The sequence below is a fragment of the Halomonas saccharevitans genome (genome assembly GCF_900116405.1).
Taxonomy (GTDB): Bacteria; Pseudomonadota; Gammaproteobacteria; order Pseudomonadales; family Halomonadaceae; genus Halomonas; species Halomonas saccharevitans.
This window is the reverse complement of record NZ_FPAQ01000019.1, coordinates 32,172-51,544: the sequence shown is the minus strand read 5'-3', so window position 1 is coordinate 51,544 and position 19,373 is coordinate 32,172. Positions and strand designations below refer to the sequence as shown.

Here is a 19,373-nt window from a genome sequence, read left to right as displayed (position 1 = left end):
GCGGCTACCACTCTTCGCTGGTCTCGCGCAGCGCGGCGGTCTCGCGTTTGGCCTCGCGCACGCAGTCGCTGAGCTCCTCGTTCAGGGAGGCGGCACCACCCACGGCGATCAGCCCGGGGTTGCTGGGCCTGCGCCGAGCCACGCCGTCGCTGCCGTGCAGCGCCTCGAATCGAGCGAGCAGCCCGGAGAGCCAGCTATCGGGCCGAGCGGCCAGCTCCCGCAGGCGATGCAGCTCGGCGATGCCGGCCCCCTCGGGGCCGAGCAATTCGCGCCAGTCGTGGCGCTCGAGGTGCGCATGCTCGGTGACCTCGCGCAGCAGCGACTCCAGCGCCAGCTCGAGCAGAGCGAGGCCGCCCTCCTCCGCCGCCATGCGGCGCGCCTCGGCGTGCTCGTCATCGCCTGCGGGCATGTCGAGCAGCAGCTCGGCCTGGTAGAGCAACTGATTGGTGCGGGCTCGCGGGGTCACTTGCGCTTGTCCTCCACGTGCCATTTGCCGCCCTGGAAGGTGGCCTTCCAACCGGTGGCCTTGCCGTCATCGTCGGTCATCACGAACTGCTCCTTCGCCTTGCGCGAGAAGCGAATCTGCGCCGGGCGGCCGTCCGGATCCGCGTCGGGCGCCTCGAGCAGGTAGCGATACTTCTCGGGCAGCTCCTCGGCGTGAGCCTTGAGCTCGATGACCAGCGGCGGTCGGGTCTCGCGGTTCTTGGGGAACTTGCTGGCCGCCAGGAACAGCCCGCTGGCACCGTCGCGCAACACGTAGTGATCCTCGACCTTCTGGCAGGCGAGTTCCGGCATGGGAATGGGATCCATCTTGGGCGGCGCCACCTCGCCGCTTCTGAGCAGCTTGCGGGTGTTCTTGCACTCGCTATTGGTACAGCCGAAGTACTTGCCGAAGCGTCCGGTCTTGAGCTGCATCTCGCTGCCGCACTTGTCGCATTCGATGGTCGGCCCGTCATAGCCCTTGATGCGGAACTTTCCCTGCTCGATGTCGTAGCCGTCGCAGTCCGGGCTGTTGCCGCAAATGTGCAACTTGCGCGTCTCGTCGATCAGGTAGCTATCCATGGCGGTGCCGCACTTCGGGCAGCGGTGCTTGGCGCGCAGCGCGTCGGTCTCGGCGTCCTCGCCGGCATCGGCCGCCACCGCCTCGTCGCCCGGCAGCAGGTCGATGGTGGTCTTGCAGCGCTCCTTGGGCGGCAGATTATAGCCCGAGCAGCCAAGGAAGACCCCGGTAGAGGCGGTGCGGATCTGCATCTTGCGCCCGCAGCTCGGGCAGTCGATGTCGGTGGGCACCGGCTGGTTGGGGCGCATGCCCTCCTCGCTCTCGGCCACGGCGAGCTCCTTGTGGAACTCGGCATAGAAGGCATCGAGCAGCTCTTGCCAGTTGCGCTCGCCCTCGGCCACCTCGTCGAGGCTGTCCTCCATGCGGGCGGTGAAGGAGTAATCCATCAGGTCGGGGAACGACTCCTTGAGCCGCTCGGTGACGATATCGCCGAGCTTCTCGGCATAGAAGCGCCGGTTCTCCAGCTTGACGTAACCGCGGTCCTGGATGGTGGAGATGATCGCGGCATAGGTTGAGGGCCGGCCGATGCCCTTCTTCTCCAGCTCCTTGACCAGGCTGGCCTCGGTATAGCGGGCCGGCGGCTTGGTGAAGTGCTGCTGGGGGTCGAGATGCTCGAGGGTCATGGGCGTTCCCTCGGCGAGGTCCGGCAGGGACTGGTCCTCGTCCTTGCGACCCATCGGCTTCATCACCCGGGTGTAGCCGTCGAACTTCAGCACTCGGCCCTTGGCGCGCAGCTCGAAGCCCTCGACCTCCACGGTCAGGGTGCTGGAGAGGTACTCGGCGGGCGTCATCTGACAGGCCACGAACTGGCGCCAGATCAGCTCATAGAGCCGCTCGGCGTCGCGTTCCATGCCGGCTAGATCGGTGGCCCGACGGGTAACCTCGGAAGGCCGGATCGCCTCGTGAGCCTCCTGGGCGCCCTCCTTGCTGGAGTAGCGGTTGGGCGCCTCGGGCAGATAGCGCGCGCCGAACTCCTCATTGATGAACTCGCGCACGCCCTCTACCGCGTCCCGAGAGAGGTTGGTGGAGTCGGTCCGCATGTAGGTGATGTAGCCAGCCTCGTAGAGGCGCTGAGCCAGGGTCATGGTCTTCTTGACCGAGAAGCCCAGCCGGCCGCTAGCGGCCTGCTGCAGCGTCGATGTGATGAAGGGCGCGTTGGGCTTGGACCGGGTGGGCTTGTCTTCGCGGGCGGTGATCGCAAGGCTCGCCTTGCGCAGCGCCGCGATACGCTCGAGGGTCTCGGCCTCAGAGGTGGGCCGGAAGGCCTTGCCGTCCTGGCGCACCAGCTCGAAGCGCACCGGCGTCGCGTCGTCGCCGTCGACGCGAGGGACCAGGTCGGCGTGAACGTCCCAGAACTCCTCGGGAATGAAGGCGTGGATCTCGCGTTCGCGCTCGGCGATCAGCCTCGTCGCGACCGACTGCACCCGCCCGGCGGAGAGGCCGCGGGCGATCTTGGCCCACAGCAGAGGCGAGAGCATGAAGCCCACCACCCGATCGAGGAAGCGACGCGCCTGTTGGGCCTCGACGCGCGGGATGTTCAGCTCACCGGGGTCCTGGAATGCCTCCTGGATGGCGTTCTTGGTGATCTCATTGAACACCACGCGCCGATAGCGGGTTTCGTCGCCGCCGATGGTCTCGCGCAGGTGCCAGGCGATGGCCTCCCCCTCGCGGTCCAGGTCGGTGGCGAGATAGACCGCATCGGCCTTCTCGGCGAGCTTCTGAAGCTCGGCCACCACCTTCTCCTTGCCCGGCAGGATCTCGTAGTGCGCCTTCCAGCCGTGTTCGGGGTCGAGGCCCATGCGCCGGATCAGCTGGTCGTGGGCCTTGCGCTTGCGATGCTCCGCCTTCTCCTCCGGCGACATCTTGCGAGTTGCCGCCGCCTGCCGAGCGCGCTCCTTGGGGTCCGACGCCGTCTTGCCCGAGCCGCTGGTCGGCAGGTCACGGATGTGCCCCACGCTCGACTTTACGATGTAGTCGTTGCCGAGATACTTGTTGATCGTCTTCGCCTTGGCCGGCGACTCGACGATGACCAGTGACTTGCCCATAGTGCTCCACTGTGCTGATGGCGCCAGCGTGACGGCTCGCGCCAGACGGTATCGACCCGTCCTCTGCGACGGGTGAAAAATGCGCTTACCCTACCCCAGCGATCGGCTTCACGCCAGTCGCCCCCGGCGGGCGGCTCCTTGAACCTAGACCGCCGAGTCACGAGACGACAAGCCCGGAACGTCAGGGTGCCAACGACAACGCCCCCGCCGAGAGGCGGGGGCGTGCGTTTCACGTCACTGGCACGCGGGGCTTAGCCAGCGACGCCGTTCGCGTCTCGGCGGTCGCTCCTGCCGAGCACTTCTAGCCGATCACTTCTTGCCAGAGTTGCGTGACGTGCGGCGACGCGGCGCCGAGCGACTCGTCGGCTTGCGCTTGACGCCGACGTTGGCGTTGGCGTTGGCCGGGTCAGCGACCTTAGGGGCCGACTCCGCTGCATCGACGTCCTGTGCATCAACGCCTCGTGATTCGACCTCCTTTGCTCCGACGGCCTGCGCCTCGACATCCTGTGCCTCGGCTGGCTTTCTCTCGGCACTGTGCGCCTCGGCCGCTGCGCTAGCCGCGGCGACGGGCATCGTCTCCATCAGACGCTCCACCTCGCGGCGGGCGAGCTCACCGGCCGCGGCCTCACGGGCAATGCTGGCCTCGGCGTCGCGCCGCGCCGCCTGCTCTTCCTCGGGGGCGTGATCGATGGCCTGATGAAACAGCGCCTTGATGCGCTCGAACCGCTCTGCCGCATGCTCGCTGAGCTCGCCGCTGGCGGCCAGCACGTGCTCGATATGCGCGAGATGGGCGTCGATCTGCTGGGCCGTCTGCCCCTTGAGCAGGGTCGGAATCGCCTCCAGTGCCGCCTCATGATCCTGCTGGAGCGTAAAAAACTGCTCGCGCACCAGGTGCTTGAAGTCGGCCAGCTCAGAGCCGGGCTCGAGCTCGGCCCGCGAGGCGCGCAGCCGCTTGAAGTTGCGCTCGTCGGTGGCCGGAGCCCCCCCCAGCACGTGGATCACCGAGCGCATGACCGCCTCGTGGCTGCCGCCTTCGGTGATGGCGCGATGGACTTCCTCGCGGCGGCGCTCGATGAAGCGGCGATGCTCCGGCTCGGCGCCCGGGCGACGGCGGTGCACGTGGGCGTCACCGCCCAGCCCCACCATGGCCTGCAGGATCGGCTGGCCGTAAACATCCAGGAAGAAGCGCTCGCTGGCGCTGTCGCGCAGGTCGCGCCAGGCATTCAGGCTGCGCGTGACCTGGTCGGAGACGATGCCCTCAACGGCCCGGAAGACATTGTCCTCGTGCACCGGGTGGCGATCGGCACGCACCTGATCGGCGAGCACCGGCACGGCATTCATCAGCGGGTTGCGATCGGAGAGCAGGCGATAGCCCAGGCGGTTGGGATGCATGCGCCGCATCCACTTGGCCGACTCCGGCGTGGCCACCGCCTGCACCCAGGGCTGCACGAAGAGCCGATAGAAGCCCAGATTGATCTCGGAGACGCGCGCCACGGTGGCGAAGCGAGTGTCGTCCTCGGGGCGGTGCTGGACCTCACGATCGAGCTCATCGATGGTGCGCGGCGTGAACTCGAGCAGGTAGTCACGCTCGATCAGCTCGGCATCCTCACGCTCGGCGGCGGACGAGACCGTGGTCTCGTAGAGGCCGGGCGGCAGCACATCGATATAGTCCATGTTGGCGGTGAACTCGGTATGCTCCTTGCGGGACACGCTGCCGGACACGAAGATGCCCAGGTGCCCGGTGGTGTCATGCACGCAGTAGACGATGGTCTGCTCGTTGGCGATCACGTCATCGACCCCTTCGTAGAGGTCGCGCACCCAGCCGAGTGCCTGGGGCGGCGGCGTGATGTCGTCGCCGCGCGAGCAGAACACCACCACCGGCGAGCGCACGTTGCGCAGGTCGATGCGCCGCCCGTCAGAGGTTACCAGCTGGGCGGTGGAGAGGCGGTTGCCGACGAAGAGGTTATCGACGATGTACTGGATCTCGTCGCCGCCGAGTACCACGTGGCCGCCCCACCAGCGCTCGAACTCGAGGTAGCGTTCGGCCTCGGTGTCGACGTGGGCGTAGAGCCGGTACTGCTTGCTCCACCAGGTATTGGCCGGATTGAGGCGCTCGAAGTTCTGCACCAGCCAGGCGCCGTCGAAGAGCCCGGCTCCCAGGTCGCTGAACAGCGACGTCATCCAGCTGCCCCCGCTCAGGCCGCCGGTGTAGCGCATCGGAGCGCCGCCCCGCTCGCCGCCCCAGTAGGAGAGCGGCGAGCCGGCGATCAGCAGCGGACCGAACAGCTCGGGCTCCAGGGCCGCGGCCATCATGATCTGCCAGCCGGCCTGGCAGTTGCCGACCACCATGGGCTTCTCGGAGGTATCGGGATGGCGCGAGATGATGTGACGCAGGAACTCGACCTCGGCCTCGACCACGTCCTCGACGGTCTGCCCAGGCACGGGGTAAGGCAGAAAGCCGATGAAATAGCAGGGGTGCCCGGCGCGCAGGGCGACGCCGATCTCGCTGTCAGGCTTGAAGCCGCCGATGCCCGGACCGTGGCCTGCGCGGGGGTCTACCACCACGAAGGGTCGCATCTGCAGATCGGTCTCCACGCCCTCGGGCGGCTGGATGCGCAGCAGCTCGTAGTTGACCGGACGAGCCAGCTCGCGACCGTCCATCAGCACCTCGGCGTCGAAGCCCAGCACGTTGGGCTTGGTCTTCTCGATGTGCTCGAGGTACTGGTTGCCCCGCTGGCGCATGACGTCCATGAAGAGCACGCTGCGCTCCATCGTGTCGCGCCAATAGTCGCAGGCCGCGCGTCCGAAACCGAACGGATCCATGAAGGGCAGCGCGTCGGCTGCCGGAGTCGGTATCAGGGGGTTCATTATCAGCTCCAGGGTTGCTCGGTGCTCAAGCCACATCCTCAGGAGGCTCGTGGCACCGATGCATGAAAACGGGCTTTGCTGCAATGCAATATAGCGCATGAAGCCAGTCGCTGCGAGGGGCTCGTGGTTGAACAGGGTCACACCCGGGGCATTCGTCGGACCAGCTTCCGGCATGGCCGGCGGCGATCGAGCGGTGCTAGCATGGCGCCAGACTCCCAGAGACCCACGGCATGGCGCCGGCGGACAGACCGACATGACCACACCCAAGCTGCTCAACCGCCTGACCTTTCGCCAGCTTCAGGTGTTTCGTGCCGTCTATGACCAGCACTCCTATTCTCGTGCGGCCGAGGCGCTGGGGCTGACCCAGCCTGCCGTGAGCGCCCAGATCCGCCAGCTCGAGCAGGCGCTGGGCCAGCCGCTGTTCAAGTATGCCGGTCGCACCCTGCACCTGCTGCCCGCCGCCGACGCGCTGGCCGCCTCGACCCGTTCGATCTTCGGGCAGGTCTCGCGCCTGCAGATGACGCTCTCCGACATGGCCGGGACGCTGAACGGCGAGCTAAACCTCGCCGCGGTCTCCACCGCCCAGTACGTGGTGCCTCACCTGCTGGCTCGCTTTCGTGCCCACTATCCCGACATCGTCGTGCGTCTGCGCGTCTGCAGCCGGCGCCAGGCGCTGGAGCGACTCGCCGAGCGCCGCGACGACCTGGTGATCATGGCCCGGGTCCCCGAGGGCGACGAGCTGACCTTCATGCCGATCCTCGACAGCGAGCTGATCCCCGTGGTCTGGCCGGGACATCCCCTGCTCGATGCCGAGTGCCCCACCCTGGAGGACTTCGCGCGCCACTACGTGCTGATGCGCGAGCCCGGCTCCGGAGTGCGGAGCGCCTTCGAGGAGCTGGCCGCCGAGCAGGACGTGTGGCTGCCCCACGCCATCGAGCTGGGCTCCAACGAGGCGGTCAAGCAGGGCGTGATGGAGCAGCTGGGGGTGGCCGTACTGCCCCGCCTGGCCGTGCGCCTGGAGATCGAGGCGGGATTGCTCTCGCCTCTCGCCCTGCCCGGCTTCCCGCTGCGCCACTCCTGGTGCACGGTACATCCCCGCGATCACTTCCCGACCCCGGTCACCGAACTGTTCCTGCGCTTCGTGCGCGAACACCTCGCCGAGCTCCACGAGCACTTCGCCACGCCTCCGACCCCGCTGCCGAGCCACGGTGTCGACTGCCTGCCGATGACCACCTATTGAGCGCCCGCGCTTGATCGCCACCCCTTGACCCGCCTCTCGCGGGCGTCACCGCACGGCCCACCCGCTGTCCAGAAAGGTGACGGCTGTGGTAGGTTATGGGCCTTTAATCCCCGTATCATTCGACGTGCCAGGCTGACTGGAAACGCCGATCGACGCGCTCCCAAGCGCCGTTCCGGTGAGACAGCCGGCGAGCAGAGAGGCTCACGACTATGAGCGACACCCCCTCCCCACGCGTCTCCAGCGGCGAAAAGTATCGCAACGACCATGGCACGGCCGCCATCAAGGACGGCATGAAGATGCGTCGTGAAGTCGAAGACGGCGGCGTCAGCGGACGCAAGCCAAGCTGGCTGCGCGCGCAGATCCCCGGCGGCGAACGCTTCGAGGCGGTCAAGAAGAACGTGGCCACCCACCGGCTCAGCACCGTGTGCGCCGAGTCGCACTGCCCCAACCAGGGAGAGTGCTGGAGCAACGGCACCGCAACCATCATGCTGATGGGCTCGGTGTGCACCCGCGCCTGCCGCTTCTGCGCCGTGGATACCGGCAACCCCAAGGGCTGGCTGGATGCCGAGGAGCCGCAGAACACCGCCCAGTCGGTGGAGCTGATGGGGCTGCGCTACATCGTGCTGACCTCGGTGGATCGTGACGACCTTCCCGACGGCGGCGCGACCCACTATGCCGACTGCATCCGGGCCATCAAGGCGCGCACCCCCGAGGTGGTCGTCGAGGCGCTGACGCCCGACTTCGACGCCGAGCCCTCGGCGATCGAGCGGGTGGTCGACTCGGGGCTCGAGGTCTTCGCCCAGAACGTCGAGACCGTCGAGCGACTGACCTCGCGGGTGCGCGATCCGCGCGCCGGCTACCGCAAGACCCTCGACGTGCTGGCCCATGCCAAGCGCCATCGCCCCGGCGTCATCACCAAGACCAGCCTGATGCTGGGCCTGGGCGAGACCGAGGAAGAGATACTGGCGACCTTCGATGACCTGCGCGAGATCGGCGTCGACATCGTGACCCTGGGCCAGTACCTGCGCCCCACCCGCAACCACCTGCCGGTGGAGCGCTGGGTCACGCCTGAGGAGTTCGATCGCTACCGCGAGCTGGGCCTGGAGAAGGGCTTCATGGAGGTACCGTCCGGCCCGCTGGTGCGCTCGAGCTATCGCGCCGACCGGGTGTTCGAGAAGAACAACCTCGGCCTGGCCGCCCCCGCTGAGGTGCCGGGCCAGGCGCCGGACCCGAACCGCATCGATGCCGTCAACGTCGGCTGAGCGCCGAGCGCTGGCGAACAACATGATGCCTCTGCCAATTCGGGTATCAACGCAAAGCCCCGCTGAATCAGGGCTATCGCAGATAGTTTGACAGCTCGGTGGCTCGTGGCTGACCTGGCGACTAGCCTGCGAGCGGGGCCGGCCTTCCGGAGGCGCTGTGAACCCCTCCCCGGGCGCTACCGACGCCATCCTTGGCGTCGGACCTCCTCTTCGGCTTGTCCCCAGCGCCTCTTGATTCCGGTTACTGCGATATCCCTGCCCGCTGGATACTTGATGCAGCGGGGCTTGTTCTATCTCCGCACCTGCTGCCCGTCACGGGTCAGCCTGGCGGCTCGGCGCCTGGCTGCTTGGCGCTGATAACTCACGCCCCAGCTCCCGCGCCAGGCACTCGGCCAGGCGCTCGCCTGCCGCCTCGACGTCGGGACAGTCGTCGACCAGGTCGGTCAGTCGCGTCATGGCCATGCCGGCATAGCCGCAGGGGTTGATCCGCGAGAAGGGCGAGAGATCGCCGTCGACGTTGAGCGCCACCCCGTGGAAGCTCGCCCCACGGCGAATCCTGAGACCCAGGGAGGCGATCTTGGCCTCCCCCACGTAGACGCCGGGGGCATCGGGCCGGGCATGGGCCGTCACGCCGTGCTCGGCCAGCAGCACGATCACCGCCTGCTCCAGGGCGCTGACCAGCTCACGCACGCCCAGGCGAGCGCGTCGCACGTCAAGCAGCGGATAGAGCACCACCTGGCCGGGGCCATGGTAGGTCACCTGGCCGCCACGATCGGTGGCGACCACCGGGATGTCACCCGGCATCAGCAGGTGCTCGGGCTTGCCGGCCTGCCCCTGAGTGAACACCGGGTCATGCTCCACCAGCCAGAACTGGTCCGGGGTCTCGCCGTCGCGCTCGTCAGTCAGGGTGCGCATGGCCTGCCAGACCGGGCCATAGGGCCTTCGACCCAGGCGGTGCAGCGCGATCGGCGCCGTGCTGTCGGGTGCCATCACACCACCATGTGCACGCGGCCAGTGGCCTTCAGCTCATCGAAGAGGGCCTTGATCTGCACCTCGCCCGTGGCGCGCAGGGTCAGGCGCACCGACTGGAAACGGCCGTTGCGGCTCGGCACCACCTGGATGCCGGCGGCGTCGAAGCTCGGGTCATGACGGTTGACGATCTGACAGACCGTCGCGGCGAAGTCGTCGGCGGCATCGCCGACGACCTTGATGGGATAGTCGCAGGGGAAGGTGATCTTCGGCGACGTATCGCCCGCCCGGGGGACGGGCTTGCGAAGGTCGCGTAGGGAGTTGTCACTCATGATCGCGTCCGGATGGAGGGTATGCCCCTATTCTACGCAACGCGGCGGCGGCGACCAACCGGACCCGTCGTCACCACGCTCTCCCCGGGGTCGGCTGCCTCAGACGCCAGACAGCAACACGGGCCGGCCCGAGGGGCCGACCCTTGGCTCATCGCCGCGGCGACGAGGACGTCAACGGGCGATACCCGCCCGCAGGCTTACTCGAACCAGCCGCGAGTCAGGTTGGTGAAGAAGCGCTGCACCTGATCGATCAGGCGTTTGAAGAAGCCGCCCTCCTCGATGCTCTCGAGGGCGACCAGCGGCCGCTCGCCGACCACTTCCTCGCCCTGACGCACCTCCATGGTGCCCACCCGGTCGCCGGCGGCGATCGGCGCGGTCAGGTCGGCCTGGATGTCGAGCTTGGCGGTGAGCTCCCCATCACGCGCGCGCGGCACGGTCATGACCACGCTGCTGTCGACGCCGACGCGCAGCTCGTTCTTGTCGCCGCCCCAGACCCGCGGCGTGTTGAGCACGGCCCCGGCGTCGTAGAGGTTGAGGGTCTCGAAGTAGCGAAAGCCGTAGCTCAAGAGCTTCTGGGACTCCTGGGCTCGCGCGTCGCTCGAGGCCGTGCCCATCACCACCGAGATGAGGCGCATGTCGTCGCGCTCGGCGGAGGCGACCAGGCAGTAGCCCGCTTCCTCGGTCCAGCCGGTCTTCAGGCCGTCGACGCTGGCGTCGCGCCACAGCAGACGATTGCGGTTGGCCTGCTCGATGCCGCCGTAGGTGAACTCCTTCTGGCGATACATCCGGTAGTGATCCGGATAGTCGTTGATGATGTGCTGGGAGAGCAGGGCCAGATCGTGGGCCGAGGAGAAGTGATTCTCGTGGGGCAGGCCCGTGGGGTTGACGAAGTTGGTGTCGTGCATGCCCAGGCGCGTCGCGTGCTGGTTCATCAGATCGGCGAAGGGACGCTCGCCGCCGGCCAGGTACTCGGCCATGGCCACGCTGGCGTCGTTACCGGAGACGATGACGATGCCGTGCAGCAGCTCACTGACCGGCACCTGCTCGCCGACCTCGATGAACATCTTCGACCCGCCCGTGCGCCAGGCCTTCTCGCTGATCGGCACCAGCCCGTCCGGGCTGATGTTGCCCTGGTTGAGTTCACGCTCGACCAGGTAGGCGGTCATCAGCTTGGTCAGGCTGGCCGGCGGCAGGCGCTCGCGGGAATTGTGCTCGGCCAGCACCCGGCCGCTGTCGGCATCCATCAGGATCCACGAGCTCGCCGCCAGCTGAGGGGGCGAGGGGATCATGGTTTGCGGCTGGGGCACCGCCTGGGCCGCGGCCTGTGACGCAACCAGCAGCAGGCTGACCAGCAGCATCGGCAGCAGCCGGTGGCGGCGAAGAAATAACGTGAATCTCATGGCAAGGGTTCTCATCGGGTGCATCACAGGGTTATACGCTAGGGAGACGCCGACTCAGTCGGCATCGTCGACGATGAAGGCCTGGGCGAAGCCGGCCCGGCGCAACTGTTCACGAACCGGATCCAGCTGACCCGCGGGATCCAGCGGGCCGACCTGAACGCGGTGAAGGCCCTCGGCGCTGGCTACGCGCACGGGCCCGGCGATTTCCGCCTCGAGCTTGGCCTGCAGCGCCAGAGCCCCGTCTTCAGAGCCCAGGGCAGCCACCTGCAGGAAGACGCCCTCCGCCGGCTCGTCGCGAACGGCCTGGGGCGCATCGCTGTCGCCCGCCGCGGCGGGCGACGCCGCCTCGGTCACGGTGGGATCAGGCTCGGGCTCACCACCGCGCCTGGCGAGCCAGCGCTCCACGTCGATGGCCTCGACCCTTACCCGGCCGGTGCCCTGCTCGAGGATGCCCAGCCGGGCGGCCGCGGCGTAGGAGAGGTCGATCTCACGCTCGCTGTGGAACGGGCCACGATCGTTGACACGAACGATCGTCGAGCGCCCGTTATCGAGGCTGGTGACTCGCACGAAGCTCGGCAGCGGCAGGGAGCGATGAGCGGCGCTCATCTTGTACATGTCGTAGATCTCGCCATTGGAGGTGGCGTAGCCGTGGAACTTCTCGCCGTACCAGGAGGCGCGCCCCTCGCGACGGTAGCCGCTGGCATCCGCCATTACCTCGTAGCGCTTGCCCCATACCTCGTAGGGGGATTTATTGCCGCCCCGGGAACGCGGCTCGCGCTGCGGCACGGCATCGGGCACCTGGGCCACGTCGGGCGGATCCTCGGGATAGGCGTCTCCGGTGAGCGCGTAGCGTTCGCCACCCTGGGAGGACGCCGAGGCCGAGGCGTCAGACCCGGCCGACTGGACGGGAGCGGGCCTCGGGCCGGCACAGCCGACCAGCAGCGACGCCAGACTCAGGATCACCAAGAAGCGTCTCATGAGGTCTCCTCGGGCAGGGTGTCGGCGGCTTCGAGCCAGCCGGCCTTGCGACCGCGCGCCTCGGCGATCGCCTCGGCGAGTTCCGTCACCGCCATGGCATAGAGGTGGCTATGGTTATAGCGAGTGATCACGTAGAAGTTCTGCTCGCCGAGCACGTAGCGCCAGGTGCCCTCCCCGGCCTCCAGCGCCACCGGCAGCAGGCGATGATCGTCGGCCAGCGCGCCCGGCATCTCGAGGCCCGATGCGGCGAGCCTGGCCGCGGGTACCGCCGGCGGTCGCGCGGCGCGATTGAACTCGATGCCCTCGGGCGGCGCAGCGGGCCCCTCGACCGCATGATAGATCGGGGCGTCCGCGCGCCAGCCGTGCTCGGCGAAGTAGTTGCCCACGCTGCCGATGGCATCCACCGGGTTGGTCCAGAGATCGCGCAGGCCGTCATCGTCGAAATCCACCGCATAGGCGCGGTAGCTCGTGGGGATGAACTGCGGATAGCCCATGGCTCCGGCGTAGGAGCCGGTCAGGCTGCCGGGGGCACGCTGCTGCTCGAAGGCGATCTCCAGGAAGGCGGCCAACTCGCCGCGGAAGAATCGCCCACGGCTCGGATGATGGAAGGCCAACGTCGACAGCGAGTCCAGCACGCGATGGCGACCCGTGATCTCGCCGTAGCGGGTCTCGACGCCGAGGATCGCGGCGATGACCTCCGGCGGCACACCGAAGTCGGCCTCGGCCCTCGCAAAGGCATCCGGGTGGGCCGCGATGAAGGCCGCCCCGTTGGCGATGCGCGCCTCGTCGAGGAAGATGGCGCGATACTCGGGCCAGGTCAGTCGATGCTCGGCGGCGCCGCTCATGGCATCGAGCACCGACTGGCGGTACTCGGCCGCTTGCATGGCGGCCTCGAGCCAGTCGCGGTCGATGCCGCGCTCGGCGAGCTCCGCCACCAGCCGGCGCGCCTCGCCGTGTCGCTGAGGATCGAAGTCGGCCGCCGTCGAGCCGGCGGCACTCAGGGCCAGCAGCCCTCCCGCCAGCCAGGCCATCCAGCGTTTTCCCTGTGGTGACGACACCGTCATTGCGGCTCTCCCTGAGTCGTGTCGGCCGCCTAGCGCGGCAGCAGTCGGCGGTGGGCGTTAACGGCCATGAGAATACCGAAACCGGCCATCAAGGTCACGCTGGAGGTGCCGCCGTAGCTGACCAGCGGCAGGGGCACGCCGACCACCGGCAGGATGCCGCTGACCATGCCCACGTTGACGAAGACGTAGATGAAGAAGGTCAGGATGATGCTCCCCGCCACCAGCCGGCCGAAGGTCTCCTGGGCGGCCCCGGCGAGCCACAGCCCGCGTCCGACGATCAGCAGGTAGAGCATCAGGAAGGCCAGCATCCCGACGAGGCCGAACTCCTCGCCCAGCACCGCCACGATGAAGTCGGTATGGCGCTCGGGAAGGAACTCCAGCTGCGACTGAGTGCCCTGCAGCCAGCCCTTGCCCCAGAAGCCGCCGCTGCCGATGGCGGTGGTCGACTGGATGATGTTCCAGCCCGCACCCAGCGGGTCGCTCTCCGGATCGAGGAAGGTCAGCACGCGCTGGCGCTGATAGTCATGGAGGTTGATCCACAAAAGCGGCAGCGCCGCCGCCGCCAGCGCGCCGCAAAATAAGATGAAGCGCCAGGAGAGCCCGGCCAGCACCACCACCAGTATCCCCGCCGTCGCCACCAGCAAGGAGGTGCCGAGATCGGGCTGCCGGGCGATCAGCGCCACCGGAAGGCCGATGATCACCGCGCACACGGCAAGGTCGCGCCAGCGCGGCGGGAGCACCTGACGGCTCAGCCAGGCGGCTACCATCATCGGCATGGCGAGCTTCATCAGCTCCGAGGGCTGGAAGCGGATCACGCCGGGAATCACCAGCCAACGCTGGGCCCCCATGCCCATGTCGCCGATCAGCTCCACGGCCACCAGCATGCCAAGCCCCGCCACGTAGACCAGCGGCGTCCAGCGCAGCAGGGTCGTCGTGGAGAGCTGGGCGAGCCCGACCATCACCACCAGGGCGACGCCGATTCGTTTCGCCTGGGCGGTGACCACCGAGAAGTGCTGACCGCTGGCGCTGTAGAGCACCACCAGACCGGCCAGCATCAGCACCAGCAGCATGCCGAGCAGCCAGGGGTCGAGGTGAATGCGCTCCCATAGGCTGCGGCGCCGCGCGATGCCGCTCAGCGAGGGTTTCACGGGGTGGCTGCGCAGGCCACGCGTCAGTTCGTTCCAGATCATCGCTCAGTCTCCCGCCACGCGATCGTCTTCGCGCTCCAGGGCCTCGCGCACCTCGTCGCTGTCCGGGGCCTCGTCATCGAGCAGCCAGGCATCGGTCATCGCCTTGGCCAAATGCGCGGCGTGGGTGCTGCCGCCGCCGGCATTCTCGACGATCACCGCCACGGCGATCTCGGGCTCCTCCACCGGCGCGAAGGCCATGAACAGGGCATGGTCGCGCAGCCGCTCCTTGAGCTCGTCGGCATTGTATTTCTCGTTCTGGCCCAGGGAGAAGACCTGGGCGGTGCCGGACTTGCCGGCCATCCGGTACTCGAGATCGCCACCGATTCGCCGCGCCGTGCCCTCGCGCCCCGAGACGACCTTCTCCATGCCCGAGTAGACGCTGTCCCACCACGTTTCGTTGCCAAGCTCGATGTCCGCGGGGGTACCCGGCAGGTCGACCGGCACCTCCTGCTCGCCGATGCGTTGGGCCAGGCGCGGCTTGACCCACTCGCCACGGTTGGCCAGCACCGCCGTGGCGGTGGCGAGCTGCAGCGGCGTCACCTGCAGGTAGCCCTGGCCGATGCCTACCGAGAGGGTCTCGCCGGGATACCAGGGCTGATTGAAGCGCCCGCGTTTCCAGGTGCGCGACGGCATCAGGGCGTCGCTCTGCCCCTGAACGTCGTGGGCGACCCGCTGGCCGAAGCCGAAGGCGGTCATGTTCTCGTGGATGCGATCGATCCCGAGCTCATGGGCCAGCGAATAGAAATAGGTGTTGTTGGAGACGGCCAGGGCACGCTCCAGATCGACTCGGCCGTGGCCCCAGCGCAGCCAGTTGCGGTAGCGCCGCGAGTCGTTGGGCAGCTGGAAATAGCCGGGATCGTAGATCACCTCTCCAGGCGTGATCGCGCCCTCCTTGAGGCCGGTAATGGCCATGAACGGCTTGATCGTCGAGCCCGGCGGATAGTGGCCGCGAATGGCGCGATTGTAGAGTGGCAGGTCAAGGTTCTCCTGCAGCGCCCGGTAGGAGGCGACGTCGATGCCGGTGACGAACTGGTTGCTGTCGAAGCCCGGCACCGAGGCCAGGGCGAGAATCTCGCCGGTGGTCGGCGCGATGGCGACGATCGAGCCGCGGCGCCCGTCGAGCAGCTCCACGGCGAGCCTCTGCAGCTCGCTGTCCAGAGTCAGCGTCAGGTCGCGCCCCGGCACCGGGTCGGTGTGGCCAAGCTCGCGCAGCACCCGTCCGCGCGCATTGGTCTCGACCTTGCGCAGCCCCGCCTCGCCGTGCAGCTCGTCCTCGTAGAAGCGCTCCACCCCGCTCTTGCCGATGAAGTGGGTGCCGGCATAATTGCCCGAGTCCAACCCCGCCAGTTCCTCGGCATTGATTCGGCCCACGTAGCCCAGGGCATGCACCATGGTCTCGGCATCGGGATAGTAGCGCAGCAGCTGGGCCTCGACCTCGACGCCGGGCAGGCGGTGACGGTTGACCGCCAGGCGGGCGATCTGCGCCTCGTCGAGGTCGCTCATCAACAGCGCCGGCTGGAAGGGCCGCTGGCGCTGGCGCGAGCGGACCCGAAAGGCCTCGGCCTCCTCCTCGGGCAGCTCCAGCAGCTCGACCAGCAGGGCCAGGGTGGCATCCAGGTCATCGACCCGCTCGCGCACCAGGGTCAGGTTGTAGGTTGGCCGATTCTCGGCCAGCAGCGCGCCGTTGCGATCGTAGATCAGGCCGCGGGTGGGCGGCAGAGGCTCCACCCGCACCCGGTTCTTCTCGGAGCGCGTGCTGTAGACCTCGTGCTGCACCACCTGCAGGTAGAACAGCCGCCCGCCCAGCAGCCCCGTCAGGATCAGCACCACCAGCACGGCCAACAGCGAGCGCATGCGGAACACGCGCAGCTCCTGTTCCGGGTTCTTCAGGGTATCGCGACGGCGACGCATGCTAGGTAATGACCTCGGGATGATGAAGCAAAGAGCCTTCAGCGGTAATCACGAAGAGCCTTCAGCGGTGCTCATAAAAAAGCACCTTCAGCGGTGCCGGCGAGGCACGCCGTCAGCGGTGATAGGGGTGGCCGACCAGCAGGGTCCAGGCGCGATAGAGCTGCTCGGCGAGCAGGATGCGCACCAGCGGGTGAGGCAAGGTCAACGGGGAGAGCGACCAGCGCTGATCAGCGCTGGCCGAGAGCGATGGCTCCAGGCCGTCGGGCCCGCCCACCAGCAGCGCCACGTCGCGTCCCTCGAGGCGCCAGGCGTCGGCTTCGCGGGCCAGCTGCTCGGTGCTCCAGGCCTTACCACCCACCTCGAGGGCCACGAGATGCTCGCTGCCCCTGAGGCGAGCGCGGATGCGCTCGGCCTCTGATGCCATGGCGCGCGCCACGTCGGCATTCTTGCCGCGCTGCCCCGGGGCGATCTCCTCTACTTCCAGGGCGAAATCGCGGGGCAGACGCTTGCGGTACTCTTCGACGCCGCGATTCACCCAGTCGGGCATCTTGGTGCCCACCGCCAGCAGGCGGACCTTCATGAACCCTGCTCGACCCTGGACTCGGCATCGCTCGGCAGATCGGCCCACAGCCGCTCGAGGTCATAGAGCTGGCGCGTTTCGGGAAGCATCACGTGAACCACCAGCTGGCCGAGGTCGACCAGCACCCAGTCGGAGCCGTTTTCGCCCTCGACGCCCAGCGGCGCCAGGCCCTCGTCCTTGGCCGCCTGCAACACCGTCGAGGCCAGCGCCGACACGTGGCGGGTGGAGGTGCCGGTGGCCAGCACCATGCGGTCGGTCACGCTGGTCAGTCGCGCAACATCCAGGACGGCGATGTCCTGGGCCTTGAGGTCCTCCAGTGCGTCGATCACCAGAGTCTTGAGTGCGTCGATATGCATAGCCCTTCGTATCTGCCCTTGGTCAACGAGAAATCGTCACCCTATTGTACCGACTCGACGCGCCGGTGGGCAGCATTCAACTCGCCAGCAATGACGCACGCCATCAAGCGTGCCGATAAAGTCCCCGCGAGAGAATGCGCGCCTCCACCGACTCGGGCAGCAGATAACGAACGCTGCGCCCGGTGGCCAGGCGGCGGCGCACCTCGGTAGCCGAAATAGCCATGCGCGAGGGCAGCCGCAGGCGCAGCAGCTTGCCGGCCGGGTGTGCCATCAGGGCCTCGCCCTGCTCGACCTCGCGCCCGGCCAGCAATTCACGAAGCGCCGCCGGCAGCGCCGCCTCGTGATCCGGGCGATCGATCACCACCACGTGGGCCAGGGCGAAGAGCCGCTCGGGATCGCGCCAGTCGGCCAGGCGTAGGAAGGCATCATGTCCCAGCGCCATGACCAGCCGCGCCTTGTCGCCGACTTCGCCACGCAGCGATGCCAGGGTATCGGCGCTGTAGGAGGGGCCGTCGCGCTCGAGCTCTCGTGGGTCGGCCACCAGCCCCGGCGTATCGGCGATCCCCAGGCGCAGCAGCGCCAGGCGCTCGTCGGGCGAGACCCGCGGCTCGCCGCGCAGCGGCGGCATGGCCGCGGGAATCATGTGCACCCGATCCAGCGCCAGCGCCTCGCGAAGCTCCACGGCGCTGCGCAGATGGCCCAGATGGACCGGGTCGAAGGTGCCCCCCAGCATGGCCAGCCGAGGGGGCGCCGGCGACTCTGGGGAGCGGACCGGCAGGCCCGTCTCGCTCACTGGCGCACCTGGCCGTCGCCGAGCACCACGTACTTGCGGGTGGTCAGCCCCTCGAGCCCCACGGGGCCCCGGGCATGCAGCCGGTCGGTGGAGATGCCGATCTCCGCGCCCAGCCCGTACTCGAAACCGTCGGCGAAGCGGGTGGAGGCGTTGACGATCACCGAGCTGGAGTCCACCTCGGCCAGGAAGCGCCGCGCCAGGGTGTAGTTCTCGGTGACGATGGCATCGGTATGCCGCGAGCTGTAACGCTCGATGTGATCCATCGCGGCATCGATGCCTTCCACCACGCGAATCGCCAGCACCGGCGCCAGGTACTCCGCCTGCCAGTCCGCCTCGCTGGCGGGGGCGATGTCGCCGAGGATCGCCCGGGTGCGCTCGCAGCCGCGCAGCTCGACCCGATGCTCGGCGTAGACGGCGGCCAGCTTCGGCAGCAGGGTCTCGGCCACCGGCGCATCGACCAGCAGGGTCTCCATGGTGTTGCAGGTGCCATAGCGCTGGGTCTTGGCGTTGACCGCGATGGCCAGCGCCTTGTCGAGGTCCGCACTGGCGTCGACATAGACGTGGCAGACGCCGTCGAGGTGCTTGATCACCGGCACTCTGGCCTCGCGGGTGATGCGCTCGATCAGCGACTTGCCGCCGCGCGGAATGATCACGTCGACGTATTCGGGCATGCTGATCAGCCGGCCCACCGCGGCGCGGTCGGTGGTGGCCACCACCTGCACGGCGCCCTCAGGCAGGCCGGCCTGGGCGAGACCGGCACGAATGCAGGCGGCGATGGCGGCATTGGACTCGCGGGCCTCGGAGCCCCCGCGCAGGATGGCCGCGTTACCCGACTTCAGGCACAGGCTCGCCGCCTCCATGGTCACGTTGGGGCGCGACTCGTAGATGATGCCGATGACGCCCAGGGGAACGCGCATCTGGCCGACCTGGATGCCGCTGGGCCGCGAGCGCAGCCCGTCGATCTCGCCGACCGGGTCCGGCAGCGCGGCCACCTGGGAGAGCCCTTCGATCATCGCATCCAGGCGCGCATCATCCAACGCCAGGCGATCGAGCAGGGCCTCGTCAAGGCCGCTCTCGCGGCCCCGGGCCAGGTCACGGGTGTTGGCCGCCAGCACCTCGCCGCGGGCCTGTTCGAGGCCCTCGGCCATGGCCAGCAGGGCGGCATTCTTGGCCGCCGTGTCGACCCGACGCATGCGGGTCACCGCTTCGCGGGCGCCCTGTCCGAGGCGCTCCATATAGGTGTCGACGTCCCCGATCTCCGGGGTGGCGGTCTCGAGATCCGAGCGAGAGGCTTGAGCTGTCATGCCGATGCGTGTCTCCTGGGG

The 19,373-nt window shown here is 68.2% G+C and carries 16 protein-coding genes; 2 read left to right on the top strand and 14 right to left on the bottom strand.

Annotated features, from left to right (window positions below; genetic code table 11):
* Positions 1-4: 4 nt before the first annotated feature.
* The 3 genes from BM388_RS10255 to BM388_RS10245 all read right to left on the bottom strand — a co-directional run bounded on the left by BM388_RS10255 (position 5) and on the right by BM388_RS10245 (position 5,973).
* Positions 5-466, bottom strand: a complete 462-nt coding sequence (locus BM388_RS10255) for a DUF6586 family protein (protein WP_089849785.1) — start codon at positions 464-466, stop codon at positions 5-7.
* Positions 463-3,105 (bottom strand): type I DNA topoisomerase, encoded by a 2,643-nt coding sequence (topA, locus tag BM388_RS10250; protein ID WP_089849782.1) that lies wholly within the window; start codon positions 3,103-3,105, stop codon positions 463-465. Before topA ends, BM388_RS10255 begins: the two co-directional genes overlap by 4 nt.
* Positions 3,106-3,414: 309 nt before the next feature.
* Complete coding sequence (locus BM388_RS10245; protein ID WP_089849779.1) at positions 3,415-5,973, bottom strand: DUF3141 domain-containing protein; 2,559 nt, start codon at positions 5,971-5,973, stop codon at positions 3,415-3,417.
* 253 nt (positions 5,974-6,226) lie between these two features.
* On the opposite strand from BM388_RS10245, the gene BM388_RS10240 reads away from it, so the two are divergent.
* Positions 6,227-7,213: a LysR family transcriptional regulator gene (locus tag BM388_RS10240; protein WP_089849777.1), complete on the top strand. Its 987-nt coding sequence runs from the start codon at positions 6,227-6,229 to the stop codon at positions 7,211-7,213.
* A gap of 209 nt (positions 7,214-7,422) precedes the next feature.
* Entirely contained in the window at positions 7,423-8,475 is a 1,053-nt protein-coding gene (gene lipA / locus BM388_RS10235) for a lipoyl synthase (protein ID WP_089849775.1), read from the top strand.
* Positions 8,476-8,787: 312 nt separating this feature from the next.
* On the opposite strand, the gene lipB is transcribed toward lipA, so the two are convergent.
* The 11 genes from lipB to BM388_RS10180 form a co-directional block, all read right to left on the bottom strand.
* Positions 8,788-9,465 carry a lipoyl(octanoyl) transferase LipB gene (lipB, locus tag BM388_RS10230; protein WP_089849773.1) on the bottom strand — a complete coding sequence of 226 codons (678 nt, stop codon included), beginning with the start codon at positions 9,463-9,465 and terminating at the stop codon, positions 8,788-8,790.
* Positions 9,465-9,776, bottom strand: a complete 312-nt coding sequence (locus tag BM388_RS10225) for an HP0495 family protein (RefSeq protein WP_089849770.1) — start codon at positions 9,774-9,776, stop codon at positions 9,465-9,467. The genes lipB and BM388_RS10225 overlap by 1 nt, the downstream gene beginning before the upstream one ends.
* A gap of 197 nt (positions 9,777-9,973) precedes the next feature.
* Positions 9,974-11,134, bottom strand: a complete 1,161-nt coding sequence (locus tag BM388_RS10220) for a D-alanyl-D-alanine carboxypeptidase family protein (protein WP_089849838.1) — start codon at positions 11,132-11,134, stop codon at positions 9,974-9,976.
* Between the two features lie 96 nt (positions 11,135-11,230).
* Positions 11,231-12,154, bottom strand: coding sequence for a septal ring lytic transglycosylase RlpA family protein (locus BM388_RS10215; RefSeq protein ID WP_089849767.1), 924 nt, complete (start codon positions 12,152-12,154; stop codon positions 11,231-11,233).
* The gene (gene mltB, locus BM388_RS10210) at positions 12,151-13,218 is read right to left on the bottom strand and encodes a lytic murein transglycosylase B (RefSeq protein ID WP_089849765.1); all 1,068 of its coding nucleotides are present in this window, start codon (positions 13,216-13,218) and stop codon (positions 12,151-12,153) included. The genes BM388_RS10215 and mltB overlap by 4 nt, the downstream gene beginning before the upstream one ends.
* A 29-nt stretch (positions 13,219-13,247) precedes the next feature.
* Positions 13,248-14,408: a rod shape-determining protein RodA gene (rodA, locus tag BM388_RS10205; protein WP_089849763.1), complete on the bottom strand. Its 1,161-nt coding sequence runs from the start codon at positions 14,406-14,408 to the stop codon at positions 13,248-13,250.
* A 3-nt stretch (positions 14,409-14,411) separates the two neighbouring features.
* Positions 14,412-16,319: a penicillin-binding protein 2 gene (gene mrdA / locus BM388_RS10200; protein WP_089849761.1), complete on the bottom strand. Its 1,908-nt coding sequence runs from the start codon at positions 16,317-16,319 to the stop codon at positions 14,412-14,414.
* A gap of 112 nt (positions 16,320-16,431) precedes the next feature.
* Positions 16,432-16,899, bottom strand: a complete 468-nt coding sequence (gene rlmH, locus BM388_RS10195; protein ID WP_089849759.1) for a 23S rRNA (pseudouridine(1915)-N(3))-methyltransferase RlmH — start codon at positions 16,897-16,899, stop codon at positions 16,432-16,434.
* A complete protein-coding gene (gene rsfS / locus BM388_RS10190; RefSeq protein WP_089849757.1) occupies positions 16,896-17,255 on the bottom strand; it encodes a ribosome silencing factor in 360 nt (119 codons plus the stop codon). Before rsfS ends, rlmH begins: the two co-directional genes overlap by 4 nt.
* Positions 17,256-17,358: 103 nt before the next feature.
* Entirely contained in the window at positions 17,359-17,988 is a 630-nt protein-coding gene (nadD, locus tag BM388_RS10185) for a nicotinate-nucleotide adenylyltransferase (protein WP_089849837.1), read from the bottom strand.
* Positions 17,989-18,044: 56 nt separating this feature from the next.
* Positions 18,045-19,352 carry a glutamate-5-semialdehyde dehydrogenase gene (locus tag BM388_RS10180; RefSeq protein ID WP_089849755.1) on the bottom strand — a complete coding sequence of 436 codons (1,308 nt, stop codon included), beginning with the start codon at positions 19,350-19,352 and terminating at the stop codon, positions 18,045-18,047.
* Positions 19,353-19,373: the final 21 nt, after the last annotated feature.